The sequence below is a fragment of the Streptomyces albipurpureus genome, from assembly GCF_023701525.1.
Taxonomy (GTDB): Bacteria; Actinomycetota; Actinomycetes; order Streptomycetales; family Streptomycetaceae; genus Streptomyces; species Streptomyces albipurpureus.
In genome coordinates this window covers 73,852-91,482 of the sequence record NZ_JAMQAW010000031.1, presented here as the reverse complement: position 1 = coordinate 91,482, position 17,631 = coordinate 73,852, and the positions used below count along the sequence as shown (strand labels likewise).

17 protein-coding genes are annotated in these 17,631 nt (G+C 68.2%); 8 read left to right on the top strand and 9 right to left on the bottom strand.

Annotation, left to right across the window (positions count from 1 at the left end; genetic code table 11):
* Positions 1 to 253: 253 nt before the first annotated feature.
* Positions 254 to 895: a DNA-3-methyladenine glycosylase gene (locus NBG84_RS25415; protein WP_250921913.1), complete on the bottom strand. Its 642-nt coding sequence runs from the start codon at positions 893 to 895 to the stop codon at positions 254 to 256.
* 103 nt (positions 896 to 998) lie between these two features.
* Here NBG84_RS25415 and NBG84_RS25410 point away from each other — a divergent pair, with 103 nt between their 5' ends.
* The 3 genes from NBG84_RS25410 to NBG84_RS25400 all read left to right on the top strand — a co-directional run bounded on the left by NBG84_RS25410 (position 999) and on the right by NBG84_RS25400 (position 3,068).
* On the top strand, positions 999 to 1,781 hold the full coding sequence (locus NBG84_RS25410) for a sporulation protein (RefSeq protein WP_250921912.1): 783 nt from the start codon (positions 999 to 1,001) through the stop codon (positions 1,779 to 1,781).
* Between the two features lie 52 nt (positions 1,782 to 1,833).
* Positions 1,834 to 2,370: a YbhB/YbcL family Raf kinase inhibitor-like protein gene (locus NBG84_RS25405; RefSeq protein ID WP_250921911.1), complete on the top strand. Its 537-nt coding sequence runs from the start codon at positions 1,834 to 1,836 to the stop codon at positions 2,368 to 2,370.
* A 188-nt stretch (positions 2,371 to 2,558) separates the two neighbouring features.
* Complete coding sequence (locus NBG84_RS25400) at positions 2,559 to 3,068, top strand: HNH endonuclease (protein WP_250921910.1); 510 nt, start codon at positions 2,559 to 2,561, stop codon at positions 3,066 to 3,068.
* Positions 3,069 to 3,123: 55 nt separating this feature from the next.
* Here the strand turns inward: NBG84_RS25400 and NBG84_RS25395 are convergent, their stop codons facing one another.
* The 4 genes from NBG84_RS25395 to NBG84_RS25380 form a co-directional block, all read right to left on the bottom strand.
* Complete coding sequence (locus NBG84_RS25395) at positions 3,124 to 3,903, bottom strand: sulfite exporter TauE/SafE family protein (protein ID WP_250921909.1); 780 nt, start codon at positions 3,901 to 3,903, stop codon at positions 3,124 to 3,126.
* A 58-nt stretch (positions 3,904 to 3,961) separates the two neighbouring features.
* Positions 3,962 to 4,948: an SPFH domain-containing protein gene (locus NBG84_RS25390; protein ID WP_250921908.1), complete on the bottom strand. Its 987-nt coding sequence runs from the start codon at positions 4,946 to 4,948 to the stop codon at positions 3,962 to 3,964.
* A gap of 147 nt (positions 4,949 to 5,095) precedes the next feature.
* Positions 5,096 to 5,524, bottom strand: coding sequence for an NfeD family protein (locus NBG84_RS25385; protein WP_250921907.1), 429 nt, complete (start codon positions 5,522 to 5,524; stop codon positions 5,096 to 5,098).
* A gap of 204 nt (positions 5,525 to 5,728) precedes the next feature.
* Complete coding sequence (locus tag NBG84_RS25380) at positions 5,729 to 6,520, bottom strand: ABC transporter ATP-binding protein (RefSeq protein ID WP_250921906.1); 792 nt, start codon at positions 6,518 to 6,520, stop codon at positions 5,729 to 5,731.
* A 135-nt stretch (positions 6,521 to 6,655) separates the two neighbouring features.
* Here NBG84_RS25380 and NBG84_RS25375 point away from each other — a divergent pair, with 135 nt between their 5' ends.
* The gene (locus NBG84_RS25375) at positions 6,656 to 7,462 is read left to right on the top strand and encodes a hypothetical protein (protein ID WP_250921905.1); all 807 of its coding nucleotides are present in this window, start codon (positions 6,656 to 6,658) and stop codon (positions 7,460 to 7,462) included.
* 129 nt (positions 7,463 to 7,591) lie between these two features.
* Here the strand turns inward: NBG84_RS25375 and NBG84_RS25370 are convergent, their stop codons facing one another.
* From NBG84_RS25370 to NBG84_RS25360, 3 genes are all read right to left on the bottom strand, one after another.
* Positions 7,592 to 7,834 (bottom strand): chaplin, encoded by a 243-nt coding sequence (locus tag NBG84_RS25370; RefSeq protein ID WP_250921904.1) that lies wholly within the window; start codon positions 7,832 to 7,834, stop codon positions 7,592 to 7,594.
* A 196-nt stretch (positions 7,835 to 8,030) separates the two neighbouring features.
* Entirely contained in the window at positions 8,031 to 8,675 is a 645-nt protein-coding gene (locus NBG84_RS25365; protein WP_250921903.1) for a response regulator, read from the bottom strand.
* Positions 8,668 to 9,813: a GAF domain-containing sensor histidine kinase gene (locus tag NBG84_RS25360; protein ID WP_250921902.1), complete on the bottom strand. Its 1,146-nt coding sequence runs from the start codon at positions 9,811 to 9,813 to the stop codon at positions 8,668 to 8,670. Before NBG84_RS25360 ends, NBG84_RS25365 begins: the two co-directional genes overlap by 8 nt.
* Before the next feature lie 196 nt (positions 9,814 to 10,009).
* Between NBG84_RS25360 and NBG84_RS25355 the strand changes: the two genes are divergently transcribed.
* The 3 genes from NBG84_RS25355 to NBG84_RS25345 all read left to right on the top strand — a co-directional run bounded on the left by NBG84_RS25355 (position 10,010) and on the right by NBG84_RS25345 (position 13,072).
* A complete protein-coding gene (locus NBG84_RS25355) occupies positions 10,010 to 10,711 on the top strand; it encodes an SDR family NAD(P)-dependent oxidoreductase (protein ID WP_250921901.1) in 702 nt (233 codons plus the stop codon).
* Positions 10,712 to 10,971: 260 nt separating this feature from the next.
* The gene (locus NBG84_RS25350) at positions 10,972 to 12,123 is read left to right on the top strand and encodes an S-adenosylmethionine:tRNA ribosyltransferase-isomerase (RefSeq protein WP_250921900.1); all 1,152 of its coding nucleotides are present in this window, start codon (positions 10,972 to 10,974) and stop codon (positions 12,121 to 12,123) included.
* Between the two features lie 244 nt (positions 12,124 to 12,367).
* Positions 12,368 to 13,072, top strand: coding sequence for a transglycosylase SLT domain-containing protein (locus NBG84_RS25345; protein ID WP_250921899.1), 705 nt, complete (start codon positions 12,368 to 12,370; stop codon positions 13,070 to 13,072).
* A gap of 82 nt (positions 13,073 to 13,154) precedes the next feature.
* Here NBG84_RS25345 and NBG84_RS25340 read toward each other — a convergent pair whose 3' ends face one another.
* Positions 13,155 to 15,710 (bottom strand): ABC transporter ATP-binding protein/permease, encoded by a 2,556-nt coding sequence (locus NBG84_RS25340; RefSeq protein ID WP_250921898.1) that lies wholly within the window; start codon positions 15,708 to 15,710, stop codon positions 13,155 to 13,157.
* Positions 15,711 to 15,943: 233 nt separating this feature from the next.
* Here NBG84_RS25340 and NBG84_RS25335 point away from each other — a divergent pair, with 233 nt between their 5' ends.
* Entirely contained in the window at positions 15,944 to 17,572 is a 1,629-nt protein-coding gene (locus tag NBG84_RS25335; protein ID WP_250921920.1) for a streptophobe family protein, read from the top strand.
* Positions 17,573 to 17,631: the final 59 nt, after the last annotated feature.

The window sequence follows — 17,631 nt, the reverse complement described above, 5'->3', positions numbered from 1 at the left end:
CTCATTCCGTTTCCGGACTTCGAATTCAATCCAACACCCGATTGGAAGGGCTTTTGCCTTTCGGCGTGTTCACTACGTTAGCTGATTCCCAGTGCAACTCATAATCGAGTTCATCGAGATTGAATTTCGGCACGCCGAAATTGAACCCGATTTGGGCTTCAGTGAAGAGTAGTGGATGGCCGCTTACGGGGTGCTGAACAGCAGGGCCCGTCTCAAGCGGCTCGGGCTACGTTAGGCGTCTCGGCGGGTGGAGTCAAGTTGCCCGACGTCGTGGGGCGTGTGGGCGATAGGGGCTGACCGTAGGGTCCCCATCGATCCAGTAGCGCCAGGGCTGATGGGCTCCACCTCCGCCGACACCCGTCCTGGGGCCGTTGCGTACCAGTTCAGGGTCCGGGGCGGGCCCGGGCAGTAGAGCGAGTGGGGCCATGCCGTCCGCGCAGAGGTCAGTGCCGTTCAGGGCACGGTCCACATCGAGGGCGGTAGCCAGTCGGGCCGGCCCTTTGGCTAGTTCCTTGTCATGACGGGCCGAGAATCGACGTTTACGGGCTAGGTCAGCGCCCACTTGGATCTGACCTGCTCGCAGGAGGACCCCGCTCGCCTGGTCCTCCGGTCCGCACACAGCGTTGAGGCAGTGCCACATTCCGTAGGTGAAGTAGACATACGCATGGCCGGGAGGGCCGAACATCACCTCGTTGCGGGCGGTACGGCCGCGGTACGCGTGGGAGCCCGGGTCGATCTCCCCCGCGTACGCCTCGACCTCGGTGATCCGCAGTTCGATGGGACCGTCGGCCGTATGGCGTACCAGGGTGCAGCCGAGGAGTTGCGGCGCCACCTCAAGAACAGGGCGGTCGAAGAACTTCCGTGGCAAAGGCGTACGGTCGGAGGTCTCGATCATGGCGTCCGAGGGTACCCGGGGAACCGGTGGCCCTTGAAGCGCGTAAGTAGGGGTCAAGACCGCGCGAGACTGAGCATGAACAGAACGCCGAGAAGGAGTGGACATGGGTTTCAAGAAGCTGCTGGCAAGCCTGGGGGCCGGTGGGGCCTCCGTGGAGACGGTGCTCACCGAGGAGAACGTCGTCCCGGGCGGCGTGGTCCAGGGCGAGGTGCGCATTGAGGGCGGCTCGGTCGATCAGAAGATCGAGGCGCTCTCCGTGGGCCTCCAGGCGCGCGTCGAGGTGGAGAACGGCGACGGGGAGTTCAAGCAGGACATCGAGTTCATCAAGCAGCGGCTCGGTGGCGAGTTCGAGGTGAAGGCCGGGGCGGTGCACGTGGTGCCGTTCGGGCTGGAGATCCCCTGGGAGACCCCGGTCACCAGCATCGCCGGGCAGCAGCTGCGCGGAATGAACATCGGTGTCACGACCGAGCTGGAGATCGCACGGGCCGTGGACTCCGGTGATCTGGATCCGATCAATGTGCACCCGCTGCCGGCGCAGCAGGCCATCCTCGACTCCTTCCTACAGATCGGCTTCCGCTTCAAGAGTGCGGACATGGAGCGCGGGCACATCCGTGGGACGCGCCAGCAGCTGCCGTTCTACCAGGAGATCGAGTTCCTCCCGCCGAGCCAGTACCGCGGGCTGAACCAGGTGGAGCTGACCTTCATCGCCGACGCGCGCGAAATGGACGTCATCCTGGAGATGGACAAGAAGCCGGGTCTCTTCAGCGAGGGCAGCGACTCGTACAAGGCGTTCACGGTCGGCCACCATGACTTCCAGTCCACTGACTGGGGCGCGTACATCAACCAGTGGCTCGCCGACGTCGGTGGCCGTCGGAACTGGTTCTAGGCTCCCGGTGCGGTAGTCAGCAGTCAGCAGCAGCCGAACCGGAGGTACAGACGTGACCGAGTCGACGAAGGCGCCCCTTCCGCACGATTTCCATCCGCAGGTGCCGTCATTCACCGTGGTGAGCGACGACATCGCACCGGGATCGGTACTGAAGGACGCTCAGGTCCATGCCGAGGGCAACATCTCGCCCCAGCTTCGTTGGGAAGGGTTTCCCGCAGAGACCAAGAGCTTTGCCGTGACGTGCTTTGATCCGGACGCCCCCACGGGCAGTGGGTTCTGGCACTGGGTGCTCTTCGACCTTCCCGCGTCCGTCACCGAGCTCCCCGCCGGCGCGGGCAGCGGGCCCTTCGCCGGGCTTCCCGATGGTGCCGTACATGCCCGAAACGACTACGGGTCGAAGGACTTCGGTGGCGCCGCTCCCCCGGCCGGAGAGAATCATCGCTATGTCTTCACCGTGTATGCGGTGGACAGCGAGAAACTCGGTCCTGACGCGGACGCGTCGCCCGCGGTCGTGGGGTTCAATCTTCGCTTTCACACGCTCGCTCGCGCATCGGTGATCGGTGAGTACGAAGGACCCTTGGCGCACTGACCGTTCGTCTGTTGTTTGCCCTGCTCTGGTCTTGGAGAGATCAGAGCAGGGCACTTTTATTACCGGGGCCCGGGGGTGGTCCCCTGGGAGGCGCAGATATTGCGTTGTCCATCTCGGCGCGCCCAGCCAGAGTTGATCCGAGCCCAGAGCCCGATCACGGGTGGGGCCGGGATACGGAGGTGGGCGTGATGCGGGACACGCTGGTACTGAATGCGAGCTTCGAGCCGCTGTCGACGGTGACGTTGAACCGTGCGGTGGTGCTGGTCCTCCAGGACAAGGCCGTCGTCGAGCAGGCCCACCCAGGACTCCGTTTGCGTGCTGCCACGGTTGAACTTCCGGTACCCCGGGTGATCAGGCTGTGCAGATATGTCAGGGTGCCCTTCCGAAGACAGGCACCGTGGTCGAGGCGGGGAGTCCTGGTCCGGGACCAGTACCGGTGCGCGTACTGCGGCAAGCGCGCCACCACAGTCGACCATGTACTGCCGCGCTCGCACGGTGGGTCGGACAGCTGGCTGAACACGGTGGCCTCGTGCGCTGAGGACAACCACCGCAAGGCCGCCCGTACGCCGGAGCAGGCGGGGATGCCGCTACTGCGGGAGCCCTTCGTGCCGTCGCCGGCCGATGCCATGCTGCTGGGGCTCAAAGTGGGTGAGCGCTCGGAGTTGCCGAGCTGGCTGGCAGCACGGCCAGCGGCGTAGACCAGTTCTTCCGAGCCCGTCCTCAGCCTTTCGGGAGAGGGCGGGCTCAACGGTGTCAGCCGTAGCGGCGTAGCAGGAGTTGGACGATCGCGACCATGCCGACGGCCACGATGATGGCGCGGAGCGCGGTGGGCGAGAGCTTGCGGCCGACCTTGGCTCCGACCTGGCCGCCGATGGCTGAGCCGATGGCGATCAGTACGACAGCGGTCCAGTCGATGTCTGCGACAAAGACGAAGAAGAGTGCCGCAATGCTGTTGACGACCGCGGCGAGGACGTTCTTGACGGCGTTGATCCGTTGCAGGGTGTCATGGAGCAGCATGCCCATCAGGGCGACGTAGAGGATTCCCTGCGCTGCGGTGAAGTACCCGCCGTAGACGCTGGCGAAGAGCAGGCCGATCAGGAGGAGCGGGCCGCCGTCGGGGTGGGTGTCGGTGGTGCCCTTGGCGGCGCGGCGGCGCTGGACGGCTCGCGAGATACGAGGTTGGAGGACGACCAGGACCAGGGCGAGGGCGACGAGTATCGGGACGATCGTCTCAAAGGCCGTCTCCGGCAGGGTCAGCAGCAGAATGGCACCGCTGATGCCGCCGATGGCGGCGACGATGCTCAGTCGAATGACTCGACGGCGCTGGCCGACGAGTTCGGCGCGATAGCCGATGACCCCGCTGATCGCGCCGGAGACGAGTCCCAGAGCGTTGGAGACGGTCGCGGTGACCGGCGAGAGGCCGGTCGCGAGGAGCACGGGGAAGGTGATCAGTGTTCCCGAGCCGACGATGGTGTTGATGGTGCCAGCGCTGATACCCGCGGCGAAGACGGCAAGCATCTCCCAGATCGTCACGCTGTGCCCCTCGATGATCGGTGCTGAATGCACCGATCATGCCCGACCCGCGAATGGATCAGGTGACGGGGGGCTCTTCCCGACGCTCGACCGCGTTGCCGCCGCTGTTTCCGCCGCCGTGCCCGCCGTTTCCGCCACCGTTGCCGCCGGTGTTGAAGCCGGGCATCCCGCCACCACCGAAGTTGCCGAAGGCTCCGGACAGCCCCTTCAGGGCGTCGCCGATTTCGCTGGGCACGATCCAGAGCTTGTTGGCGTCGCCTTCGGCGATCTTCGGGAGCATCTGGAGGTACTGGTAGGAGAGCAGCTTCTGGTCGGGGTCGCCGGCGTGGATGGATTCGAAGACCGTACGGATGGCCTGGGCCTCACCCTCGGCGCGTAGGGCGGCTGCCTTCGCCTCGCCCTCGGCGCGCAGGATCGCCGACTGCTTCTCGCCCTCGGCGGTGAGGATCTGGGACTGGCGGATGCCCTCCGCGGTGAGGATCGCGGCGCGCTTGTCACGGTCGGCGCGCATCTGCTTCTCCATCGAGTCCTGGATGGAGGTGGGCGGCTCAATGGCCTTGAGCTCGACTCGGTTGACGCGGATGCCCCACTTGCCGGTGGCCTCGTCGAGGACTCCGCGCAGGGCGGCGTTGATCTCCTCGCGGGATGTGAGGGTGCGCTCCAGGTCCATGCCGCCGATGATGTTGCGGAGGGTGGTGACGGTGAGCTGCTCGATGGCCTGGATATAGCTGGCGACCTCATAGGTCGCTGCCCGTGCATCGGTCACCTGGTAGTAGATGACGGTGTCGATGTTGACGACCAGGTTGTCCTGGGTGATCACCGGCTGGGGCGGGAAGGGCACGACCTGCTCGCGGAGGTCGATGCGGTTGCGGATGGAGTCGATGAACGGGACGACGATGTTCAATCCCGCGTTCAGGGTGCGGGTGTAGCGCCCGAACCGCTCGACGATGGCGGCGCTGGCTTGCGGGATGACCTGGATCGTCTTGATCAGGGCGATGAAGACCAACACCACCAGAATGATCAGGACGATGATGATCGGTTGCATCGAGTTCCCCGTGTCCTTGGCTGCCGGATGATTCTGTGGATTCTGATGATCGAGTTTCCCAGACCATGGGCTTGTATGGGGAGCGTTCTGGTCTGTTGTCTCACTTCAGTGCGTTTCGACTGGTGCCCAACAGTCGCTCTCCCGGCGTCACATGACGATCGCGGTGGCTCCGTCGATCTCCGCCACGTCGACCTGTTGGCCGACTTCGAACGTCGCTTCCGCGTCCAGCGCACGGGCGGACCAGATCTCCCCGGCGAGTTTGATGCGGCCACCACTGGCGTCGACTCGTTCGAGTACGACGGCTTGACGGCCTTTCAGGGCGTCTATTCCACTGGCGAATTGTGGACGTCCGGCGCGCTGGCGGCTTGCGATCGGCCGTACGACGGCGATGAGGGCCACGGAGACGGCGACGAACACCAGCACCTGGGCGACCACTCCGCCGCCCAGTGCCGCGACGATGGCGCCTGCGACGGCTCCTGCGGAGAACATGCCGAACTCGGGCATCGCCGTCAGGACGAGCGGAATCCCCAATCCGACCGCGACGATCAACCACCACACCCACGCGTCGATTTCCACATCGCCATGGTAGATCCGCCCGTCGGGGTCACGACAGGGGGCAAGGGCGGGTCAAGGCGCGCGGGAAGTGGAGTGCCAGCTCCCACTGTGGGTCTGATGGGGCTGGTGACAACTACTGGTGATATCCAAGGCTTAGCGGAAGGTCTGAGGTGTCTGTAGCCGTATGGGACCTTCTAGGTTGTCTGCGGTAGGCCGGCTGAGGTCTTAACGAAGCGGAAGGCCCTGCGCGGTCCAGCGTGCCCCGTTGCGCTCGACGACGAGCGGGAGGCCGAAGCAGAGGGAGAGGTTGCGAGAGGTCAGTTCGGTCTCCACCGGGCCGGCTGCAAGCACCTTGCCCTGCCTGATCATCAGGACGTGGGTGAAGCCCGGGGGGATCTCCTCGACATGGTGGGTGACCATGATCATGGAGGGTGCGATCGGGTCACGGGCGAGGCGGCCGAGGCGACGCACGAGGTCTTCGCGGCCACCGAGGTCCAGCCCGGCCGCGGGCTCGTCGAGAAGCAGCAGCTCGGGGTCGGTCATCATCGCTCGGGCGATCAGGGTGCGCTTGCGTTCGCCCTCGGAGAGGGTGCCGAATCGGCGATTCAGGTACTCGGTCATCCCGAGTCGGTCGAGGAAGGCTCGGGCGCGGTCCTCGTCCACCTGCTCGTAGTTCTCGTGCCAGCTGGCGGTCATCCCGTACGCGGCGGTGAGAACCGTCTCCAGGACGGTCTGCCGCTTGGACAGCTTCTCGGCCATCGCGATACCGGCCATGCCGATGCGGGGGCGGAGGTCGAAGACATCGATCCGGCCCAGGCGCGCGCCGAGGATGGTGACATCGCCGCCGGTCGGGAAGAGATAGCTGGACGCGAGGTTGAGCAGCGTGGTCTTCCCGGCGCCGTTGGGGCCGAGGATGATCCAGCGCTCTCCTTCCTTGACCGACCAGGAGACGTCATCCACCAGAGCGCGTCCGTCGCGGACCACGGATACGTCCACCAGCTCCAGTACATCGCTCATGAGCGCGTTGTCTCCCCATGCAATCGTCTTGAGGTTGTGTGGAGGCGTTGTGTGCCTGTGGGCACAGCCCTATGGGAAAACCTACGCCACCGGCTGAGTGGCACCGTCCCCTGGTCCGATCCTTAGGCTGGGGCCATGCTTTCGGAACCACGTTCAGGACGGTTGGCCGCATGGGGAAACGCTCTGCTGGGCCAACTGGTGTCACCCGACGAGGCGGCGCTGGCCATCGTCGGCGACGACGCCGTACATCGGGTCGAGGGACTGCCGGGCGAGGTGGAGCCGGTCGGGCTCACGCTGGCACTGGGGCGGTTGCGGGTGCTCGGGGTGACCGGGTGGCGGCTTGCGCTACCCGTGCCGGGTCATCCTCTGGGTCTCAGCGGCCCGCCCGATTTCAATACTCGTGCGCTGGAGGCGGAGGAGGCCGTCGTCGGCTACGGGGCTCCGTTCGGGCTGGTGCCCGAGGTGCGGGAGGCAGGGCATCCGGGGGATCCGGCCGATCTCCATACCGAGGTGGTGTGGCACTGCCTGCCGGTACGGGACGCCCCGCCGGCGGATGTGCCCTCGCTCGGAGAGGCGGAGCGGGAGCTGGCGGAGGCGCTTCGGGATGCCACGGAAGCGCTGACACGGCTCGATGTGGCGGCTTCGGGACCGTTGGCCGAGGCCACGGTGGATGCCTACCGGTCACGGGCCGAACGGGGGCGGGAGGCGCTGGCTCCGGGGTACCCACCGCGGGCGGTAAGGGTGTTGGAACTCGCCCAGCGGGTGGGGCTGCTGATCGCGGTGGCTCTTGACGGCCCCGGGCATGGACCCGGTGGCGCGGTGAGCGCGTCACAGATGAGTGCGCGAAGGGAAGCCCTGCGGCAGGTGGAACGCGTCGCGCGGCGGGCGCAGGTGGCGGCGTACAACGCCTATGTGGAGGAGCTGGGGCGGGAGGTGTCCTAAAGGGGTGCCATGAGCGCCGGGGGTGGCTCATCGACTGCGGGTGCGCAGGCCCGGGCATGACGGTGCCCGGGCACCGGACGCTTGGCTCTTGGGGAGGAGTCGTCCGGTGCCCGGGCAGTGTGGGGCGCGTCAGCCGTTGATGCCGAGGTTGCCGAACGCCGGGTTCAGAAGACCGATGACGTTCACGGTGTTGCCCACGGCGTTGACCGGGACGTGGACGGGGACCTGGACCACGTTGCCGGAGGCGACGCCCGGGGAGCCCACCGCGTGACCGCCGGCGTGCGCGCCCGTGGCAGAGGCCACACCCGCACCCGCGGCGATGATGCTGCCGGTGATCATGGTGAGGGCAGCGGCCTTCTTCAGGTTCTTCACTTCGAAATCCTCCTGGCGTTCGCTGCGGCCGACCGCCGCAGCTCCCCCTGAAGAACGGCCGAGGGGCGCGGAGGATGCGCCGTCTGGGTGACATACACCCGACAGTATGAATCTCAGACCGGAACGGAACCTTCCGCTGGATCGCCGGATCGTCGGATCACCCGTCCACCCGTCCACCCGTCCACCCGTCAGTCCGTCAGTCCGTCAGTCCGTTGCGCACGGCCCAGAGGGCGGCCTGGGTCCGGTCCGCCAGATCGAGCTTCATCAGGATGTTCGACACATGGGTCTTGACGGTCTTCTCGGAGAGGACCAGAGCTCGGGCGATCTCCCGGTTGGAGCGGCCGTCCGCGATCAGGCAGAGGACCTCGCGCTCCCGCTCGGTCAGCGAAGTGCTGCGTCCCGAGCCGGTGCCGGGCTCGTCCTGGGAGAGGAGTGCGACCGCGACCTCCGGTTGGAGGAGCACATGTCCGGCGTGGACCGAGCGGATGGCGCCGGCCAGCGCCTCGGGGTCCACGTCCTTGTACACATAACCGGAGGCGCCGGCGCGCAGCGCGGGAACCACCGTGCGCTGCTCGGTGAAGCTGGTGACGATCAGCACCTTGGCGGGGTTGGCCAGCTCCCGGAGCTTGCGTAGGGCCTCGATGCCGTCGGTGCCGGGCATCTTCACATCCATCAGGATCACATCGGGCATGAGTTCCTGGGCTCGGGCGACCCCCTCCGCGCCGTCCCCGGCCTCGCCGACCACCTCGATGTCGTCCTGGACCTCCAGGAAGGTGCGCAGACCGCGGCGTACCACCTGGTGGTCGTCGACCAGCAGGACCCGAACCGTCTTGTCACCCACCGGGGACCTCCATCTCAATCGTCGTGCCCTTGCCGGGCGCGGACTCCACGCGCAGCCTTCCGCCGACCCCGCTCGCCCGGTCGCGCATCGAGACCAGTCCCAGATGGCGGCCGGCGCGACGGACCGCGCGGGGCTCAAAACCCTTGCCGCTGTCGGTGATGCTGAGGACCGCGCCCTGGCCGCGGCGGGCGAGGACCACATCGACCTTGGCCGCTCCGGAGTGGCGCAGGGCGTTGTGCAGGGCTTCCTGGGCGACCCGGAGCAGGGCCTCCTCCTGGGCCGCGGGCAGTGCCTTGATCCCGCAGGTGTCAAAGGTGACGGTGGCGGCGTGGGCCCGGTCCAGGACGTGTATCTGGTTGCGCAGCGTATGGATCAGACCGTCCTCGTCCAGGGCTGCCGGACGCAGCTCGACGACGGCGGCGCGCAACTCGTCCGCCGCTTCCGCGGCGAGCGCGGCGACCTGTTGGAGCTCCCCCTTGGCGCGGGCCGGGTCGCGGTCGACCAGGGCGGCCGCAGCCTGGGCCGTCAGCCGTAGCGAGAACAGCTTCTGGCTGACCGCGTCGTGCAGCTCATGGGCGAGACGGGATCGCTCTTCGGCGATGGTGAGTTCCCGGCTGCGCTCGTAGAGCCGGGCGTTGGTGAGGGCGATGGCCGCGTGCTGGGCGAGGATCGAGAGGAGTTCCTCGTCCTCTTCGGTGAAGCCGCAGTCACCCTGCGGTTTGGCGCAGCGCTTGTTCGCGAGGAAGAGGGCTCCGATGATCTCTTCGCCGTCCTTGATGGGCACGCCCAGGAAGTCCGACATTTCGGGGTGGGCGGAGGGCCAGCCCTCGAACCGGGGGTCCTTGCGGACATCGGCGAGACGCTCGGCCTTGGCATCCCGGAGCATCGCGGCGAGGATGCCGTGCTGGCGTGGCAGGGGGCCGATGGCCTTCCACTGGGCGTCGCTGATCCCGTCGACCACGAACTGGGCGAAGCCTCCGTGATCGTCGGGGACGCCCAGCGCGGCGTACTGCGCGTCCAGTAGTTCGCGGGCCGACGCGACGATCGTCTTCAACACATCCCGCACCTCCAGATGCCTGCTCATGGCAAGGAGCGCGGTACTCACTGCGGCGAGACCGGAGCGGGGTTGATGACTCATGAACTCAACCGTACCGGCGCGTGGTGACCGTATGTATCGGCCCGTGGGCGGCTACCGCTTAGGACTGTGGGCCTAGGTCGAAGTGCCTTGGTGGTGGGGTCCCCCGGACGAAGCGGCTCACCGGGCGGCATTCCTACGGTGGGTGCGTCGGCGCCGGACAAAAAAGTGGCGCCGGGTGCGGAAGGGGATGGATGCCATGCCGGTTGCTGTGATCACGGGTGCTTCGAAGGGGCTGGGGCGGGCGCTCGCGGAGGCTCTCGCCCAGCGGGGCTGGGATCTGGTGCTGGGAGCCAGGACATCCGATGTGCTGGCCCGGAGCGCCGAGCACGCACGAGTCCATGGGACCCGGGTGGTGGCGGTGACGGGCGATGTCAATGACGCGGGGCATCGGGCGGAGCTGGTGGCCGCCGCCGGGGAGCTGGGCGGGCTCGATCTGCTGGTGAACAACGCCAGCGCGCTGGGCGCTGAGCCGCTGGTGCGATTGGACGCGCTCCCTCTGGAGGGGTTGCGGGTGGCGCTGGAGACCAATGTGGTCGCCGTGCTGGGCCTCGTACAGGAGGCGCTGCCGCTGCTGCGGGCGGCCGAGGCGGGGACGGTGATCGCGCTGAGTTCGGACGCGGCGGCGGAAGCGTATGAGACCTGGGGCGGCTATGGGGCCGCGAAGGCGGCCCTGGACCAGCTGGCGGCGGTGCTCGCGGTGGAGGAGCCGGAGCTGCGGGTGTGGGCGGTGGACCCGGGCGACATGGACACCGATCTCTACACGGCGGCCGTACCGGTGGACGGGGACGGTGAGTACCGGCCGGCGCCGGAGACCGTGGTGCCGGGGTTCCTGCGGCTGCTCGACGAGCGGCCGGTGAGTGGGAGGTACGGGGCGCCCGCGCTGCTGGGCGGTTCCTAGCGGGGTCCCGGTCGTTCCTGGACCGCTCCTGGCCTGCCCGGAGCGGAGGGGCGGGGTGGCCGGCGGGCCGGGGCCTGTCAGGAGGGGTGGGCCTGCACCGCGGAGGTAGCGCGGAGGCTCTCGCGGCGTGGGACGGGGCTGGGTGGAGTGCCTCAGAGCGCGTTCAGGGCCGTAGGGGCTCGGTGAGGGGCCTTGGGCTGGGCTCGGCACCTCGCGCCCTGGCCTGGCCAGCGGAGTACACGAGGGGATGGAGGCCTGTGATGGCGAAGGAGTGCGACGAAGGCGATCAGGTACCGCGCGGGGGTGGCGCGGTCGGCTTGGAGGGGCTCCGGGTGCCCGATGAGCTGTCGGCCCGGTTGCCCGCCGAGGCCCGCGGCCGCGGTCGGGACGATGTGCGGCTCATGGTGTCACGGGGTTCCCAGGTCACCCATCATGCGTTCCGCGAGCTCCCCGGTCAGCTGAGGGCCGGTGATGTGCTGGTCGTGAACACCTCCGCCACCTTGCCGGCGGCGGTCAACGGGCGGGTCGGCGGTGACGGGGTCGTGGTGCACTTCTCGACCCGCGGCGATGACGGGCGATGGGCGGTGGAACTGCGCCGCCCGGATGGCACCGGGAGTACGGGGCCGCGCCCGGGTGGCCCGGCGGGCGCCTTGGTGCGGCTGCCCGGTGGCGCGCGGCTCAGGCTGGAGGAGCCGCTCACCCCGGGTGCGGACCGGCTGTGGTGGGCCTCGGTCTCCGTGCGGGTGCCGGGGTTGCTGAGGCGCTACGGGCGGCCCATCCGGTACGCGTACACGGAGCGGGACCAGCCGCTCACCGCCTATCAGACGGTGTTCGCCCTCCCCTCCGCCGACGGGGCAGGCTCCGCGGAGATGCCGAGTGCCGCCAGGCCGTTCACCCAGGCGCTGGTGGCGGAACTGGTGAGTAGGGGGGTGCAGTTCGCTCCGATCGTGCTGCATACCGGGGTGGCGTCGGCGGAGACGCATGAGCCGCCGTATCCGGAGCGTTTCGCGGTGTCGGCGGCGACCGCGTGGCTGGTGAACGCGGCCAGGGCCGGTGGCGGCCGGATCATCGCGGTCGGGACGACCGCGGTCCGCGCCATGGAGTCGGCGACCGGGGCGGACGGGGTGGTGCGGCCGGCTTCGGGGTGGACCGGGCTGGTGGTGACGCCCGAGCGCGGGCCGCGGATCGTCGATGGACTGCTGACCGGGCTCCATGAGCCTGAGGCATCGCATCTGCTGATGCTGGAGGCCATAGCGGGCCGGGTGGCTCTCGGGCGGGCCTACTCCGCTGCGCTGCGCCGTCTCTACCTATGGCATGAGTTCGGGGATGTGCATCTCCTACTCCCAGATGAGATCCCTACACATTGCATTGCTGGAGCAACAATCAGTAAGAACGACCTGCGCTCGATGTGAGCCCGCACATAGGACGCAGATCACTTACGAAACTCTTTAGTGGATAGCGTCAGGCCATGTGAGCGGCGCATAAGTGTCGAGAAAGGCTTTTCGTCAGGACGCGGATCAACTATCCGGGGTCGTACGTCACACCTTTGCCAGGACATTTTGCTACCGCTAAGAATTGCCGAAGTCGCCCGCCGTTGGAGCGCAGCGCCGCCTCCCGGCCTGATGCGACTTCCGCTATTCGAAGAGGTACGACTGTATGTCCGCGTCCTGCACCCGACTGACCAAGGTCCACCGGGCCTCGATCGCCGGTATCGCCGCCGCCGGTGTCGCAGCCATCACCCTCTCCCTCGTTCCCAGCAACGGCACCACGGAGACCGAGGCCGCCGCTCAGGCCGCGCCCGTCGCCTGGCAGGCCGATGCCGGCAGCACCAAGACCATCCCGGTCCACGCCCACGTCACCAACCAGCAGTCGACCATCGAGACCCAGGTCGAGGCCGCCGCGAAGGCCGCTGCCAAGATTCAGGCCGAGGCAAAGGCGAAGCTCGCCGCCGCGGCGAAGAAGGCAGCTGCCGAGGCCACCGCCAAGAAGCGCGCCGCCGAGCAGCCCACCAGCCGTGGCGCCGAGCGCAAGGCCGGCTACGCCAACAACCTGGACGGCTGGATTCGCCAGTCGCTCGACATCATGAAGAAGAACGGCATCCCGGGTTCGTACGACGGTCTGCACCGCAACATCATGCGCGAGTCGAGCGGTGACCCGCGGGCCATCAACAACTGGGACATCAACGCGATCAACGGTGTGCCGTCGAAGGGCCTGCTCCAGGTCATCCAGCCGACGTTCAACGCGTACCACGTCAAGGGCACCCCCCACGACCTGTACCACCCGATCGCCAACATCGTCGCCGCGGCCAACTACGCCGCCGACCGCTACGGCACCATCGACAACGTCAACGGCGCCTACTGAGCCGCGCTGGATCCCGCACACGCCGAAGGGCGGCACCACCCATGAGGGATGGTGCCGCCCTTCGGCGTTCTCACGGCGGCTGCTACTTGCGCATGACCTCGGGCTCATGGCGGCGTAGCAGTCGGGCGACCGCAAAGCCGCAGAGGACGCCGATCGCCAGCAGGATGGTCATGTTGATGCCCCACTGGGTGGCCGTGTGCTCCCACAGCGGGTCGAGGTCGTCCGGGTTCTTGTGGTCCCACGGGGGCATCAGCCGGCCCAGGTCCAGGGTGGACCCGGCGCCGGCGATCGCCCAGCGGGAGGGCATCAGCCAGGCGAACTGCTCCAGGCCGGGTGATCCGTAGACCTTGAAGAGGATTCCGGTGAACACGACCTGGACGATCGCGAACATCACCAGCAGCGGCATGGTCTTCTCGGCGGTCTTCACCAGCGAGGAGATCACCAGGCCGAACATCATCGAGGTGAAGCCGAGGGCGGTGATCACCAGGCAGAGTTCCACCGCGGGGGGCATGATCAGGCCCTCTTCGGGGAGCCTGCGGGTGGCGAAGCCGATGCCGCAGATGATCACGGCCTGAAGCGCGGTGATCATCCCGAGGACGATCACCTTGGACATCAGATACGCGGAGCGGGAGAGGCCGGTGGCCCGTTCCCGTTCGTAGATCACCCGTTCCTTGATCAACTCTCGTACGGAGTTGGCCGCGCCCGAGAAAGTGATGCCGACCGCGAGGATCAGCATGATCGTGCCGGCGTCGCCATTGAACTTGGACCGGCCGTCGTTGGGTGCGGCGAGGCCGAAGTCCGCTGGGATGACCACGCTGACCAGGCCGAGGACCGCGGGCAGGATCACCATCAGGCCCATGAAGCCCTTGTCGGACGCGATGACGGAGACATAGCGGCGCATCAGCGTGATCAGCTGGGCGCCCCAGCTCTGCGGCTTGGGCGGGCGCATCTGCTGGGGGGACGGCATGTTCACCGACTGCGCGGCGACGGCGTCGATGTCCGCCGCGTAGAGCTGGTAGTGCTGGGAACCGCGCCAGCGGCCGGCCCAGTCGTACTCCCGGTAGTTCTCGAAGGCGGAGAACACATCGGCCCAGGTGGTGTAGCCGAAGAAGTTGAGCGCCTCTTCCGGGGGGCCGAAGTAGGCGACGGAGCCGCCGGGGGCCATCACCAGCAGTTTGTCGCAGAGCTGGAGCTCGGCGACGGAGTGGGTGACCACGAGGACCGTGCGGCCGTCGTCGGCGAGGCCGCGCAGCAGCTGCATCACATCGCGGTCCATGCCCGGGTCGAGTCCGGAGGTGGGCTCGTCCAGGAAGATCAGCGACGGCTTGGTGAGCAGTTCCAGCGCGACCGAGACCCGCTTGCGCTGGCCACCGGAGAGCGAGGTGATCTTCTTGTTCTTGTGGAGGTCCAGCTTGAGCTCGCGCAGCACCTCATCGATGCGGGCCTCGCGCTCGGTCTCGGCGGTGTCGCCGGGGAAGCGGAGTTTGGCCGCGTACTTCAGCGCCTTCCGGACGGTGAGCTCCTTGTGCAGGATGTCGTCCTGCGGGACCAGACCGATGCGCTGGCGCAGCTCCGCGAACTGCTTGTAGAGGCTGCGGTTGTCGTAGAGGACATCGCCCTGGTTGGCGGGCCGGTAGCCGGTGAGCGCCTTGAGCAGGGTCGACTTACCCGAGCCTGAGGGTCCGATCACTCCGATGAGGGACTTCTCCGGCACCCCGAAGGACACATCCCGCAGGATCTGCTTACCCCCGTCGACGGTCACCGTGAGGTGCCGCGCGGAGAAGGAGACCTCTCCGGTGTCGACGAACTCCTCGAGTCGGTCGCCGACGATACGGAAGGTGGAGTGGCCGACACCGACGATGTCGTTGGGGCCGATGACCACGGTGCCGGAGTTGGCGACCGGTTGGCCGTTGACGTAGGTGCCGTTGTGGGAGCCGAGGTCGCGGATCTGGAAGCGGCCGTCGGGGGTGGCGGTGAACTCGGCGTGGTGGCGGGAGACCTGGAGGTCGGAGACGACCAGTTCGTTCTCCAGCGCACGACCGATGCGCATCACCCGGCCGAGGGCCAGCTGATAGAAGGTGGTGGGGCTGCGGTCTCCGTGTATCGGAGCGGGCCCCTGCGGCTGGCCGCCCTGCTGTTCGGGGATGATCGGTTGTTGCTGCGACTGCCAGCCGGCTGCCGCTTCGGGCGCTCCCTGCCAACCCTGCCCGTCCACGGACTGCGGCTCCGGCCAACTGCGCCGTGCCTCCGGCGGCGGCTCCGGTGCCTGGTGCTGCAACGGCTGGTGCTGCCGCCCGGCGCCCTGCGCCGGAGCGGCGCTGCGGGCGTCGGCCGTCGCGGTGGACAGCGTCAGCCGGGGGCCGTCGTTGGCATTGCCCAGATGGACGGCCGCGCCGGGGCCGATCTCGGCCCGCTGAATCCGCTGCCCCTGGACATAGGTGCCGTTGGTGCTGCCGTGATCCTCGATCAGCCAGCTGTGGCCACCCCAGCTGATGCTGGCATGCCGCCAGGACACCCTGGCGTCCTCCAGGACCATGTCCCCCTGTGGATCCCGCCCCAGGGTGTACGACCTGGACGAACTGAGAGTCCAGGTCCTTCCGTTCAATTCCAGTACGAGTTCCCGCACTCCATGCCCCACTACTTGTCCCCCGAGCTACCCCCGTTTCCGGGAGTCTAGGGATGGCGAACATCCTGAGGAACTATTTCAGGCTTGGTCCGACCTGCGGAAGTCGGGCCGGGTGAAGACCGCGGAGGTATCCACCGTTGACGGGGGAGAAACACCCCCGGAGAGTAGTAAGGACCCCTCAGCAGTACGGATCATGCGTGATCGCCGAGAAACGGGTCATATACGGCAGGGATCGGGGGGTCCGGATGGCCATGCTCGGCGGCGGTGTCAGGGTGCCCTGGGGCGAGGTGGTGCTGTCCTCGATCGCTGCCGTGAGCTGGGCCCTGGTGGGGATGGCGGGCACGGCGGCGCTGGGGCTGCACCTCCTGGAAGCCGATTCCGCGGGCGCGCTCGGCCCGATGACAGCGGCCGTGGTCGTCCTCGCGGTTCAGGGGTCACTGACACCGTCCGGGGATGTCTCCGCCTACGGTCTTGAGGGCGCGGCAGCAGAAACGGCAGTCGATATCACGCCACTTGGGGTGAGCCTGGTGGGCGCGCTGTTGCTTGCGTACTGCTTTCTGCGCTCCTTACGCCGGCACGGGCCCGCCATGGACGGCTGGGAGCTGCTGACCCGGGTGGGGACGCTGGTGGGGGTGTGGGTGGCCGCGGTCGGCGGGCTCGCCTGGGTGGGACACGATGTGATCACCCTCGACGGGCGGGAGCTCGGCCTGAAGCCGGACCGGGTGCCGGGCGTGGATGGCGGTGGGATCGACATACCGGGCCTCGGCGGGCTGGGAGACATCGGTGGTCTGCTGCCGGATCGGCTACGGGAGCTGGCGGACGCGGATGCCTCGGTGGGATTCACCGTCGACCTCGTACCGTCGCTGGGTGGTGCGCTGCTGTGGGTGCTCGGTGTGCTCGGCATCGCACTGCTGGCGAACCGTCGAGCGCCACTACCGCCCTCGTTCGCCGTGCTGCGCGGGGTTCGCCCTGCCCTGTCCGCGCTGGTGACCGTACTGCTGGTGGCGGTGGTCGCGGGCCTTGCGGCGGGTGGGTACGCGGCGATGGGCGATGACCGCCCCCGGCGGATCGCGGGGTCCGCGCTGCTGGGGGCGCCCAACGGCGCCTGGTCGGGTGTGCCGCTGGGCCTTGGGGTGCCCTGGGAAGGCGAGGCGACCGGGGCGTTGGCGCGGTTGCTGCCCGACCCGCTCGATGAGTTCTTCCGCCTCTCCGCGGATCGGCCCGCGACCGTGGCCGCGCTGGCGGAGCTGGACGGGCGGGTATGGCTACTGGCGGTCGCCGCCGGGGTGCTGATGCTGTACGCCGGTGTGCTGACGGCCGTCCGCACACCTCATGGGCTACGGCTCTGGTCCTTCGCGGGTGGCTGTGCGCTGCGGCTGGGGACGACGAGCGCGCTGGCTCTGCCGCTGTTGGTGTGGCTCACGGATGTCTCGGTGGACGCATCGCTCTCGGTACTGGGGGTCGACGCCTTCGGCGCTGGCATCGAACTCCATGGGCGAGTGGGAAGGGCGGTCCTGCTCGGCGGTGTGTGGGGGGCCTGCGCCGGGGGTGTGGGCGCGCTGCTGGTGCACGCGACCCGCGGTGCGCGACCGGACGCCCGAGCCGCCGGGCCACAGGGTGGCGGCCCCGGGCCCTACCGGCCGTTGGAGCCCTACCGCCCGCCCGATCCGGACACCAACCCCTATCTGCGGGTGCCGCCAGCGGCACCCGCCCTACCGAAGGTGCGGGGCCCTCGCTGTGCCGCTCACCCGCCGTCTCGGTCTCCGGACCGGGAGAAACCGCAGGCACCGCCCCGATCCCCGGACGGGGGCGAGCCATCGCCACCGGACCGGGAGGGGCCGCCGCAGCCGGGGGTTCCGGGGGCGCGCCCCTAGCTCAGGGCGCAGAATGACCCCAGAGCAGCCTGGGGATGATCGAGCGGCACTCTCGGCAG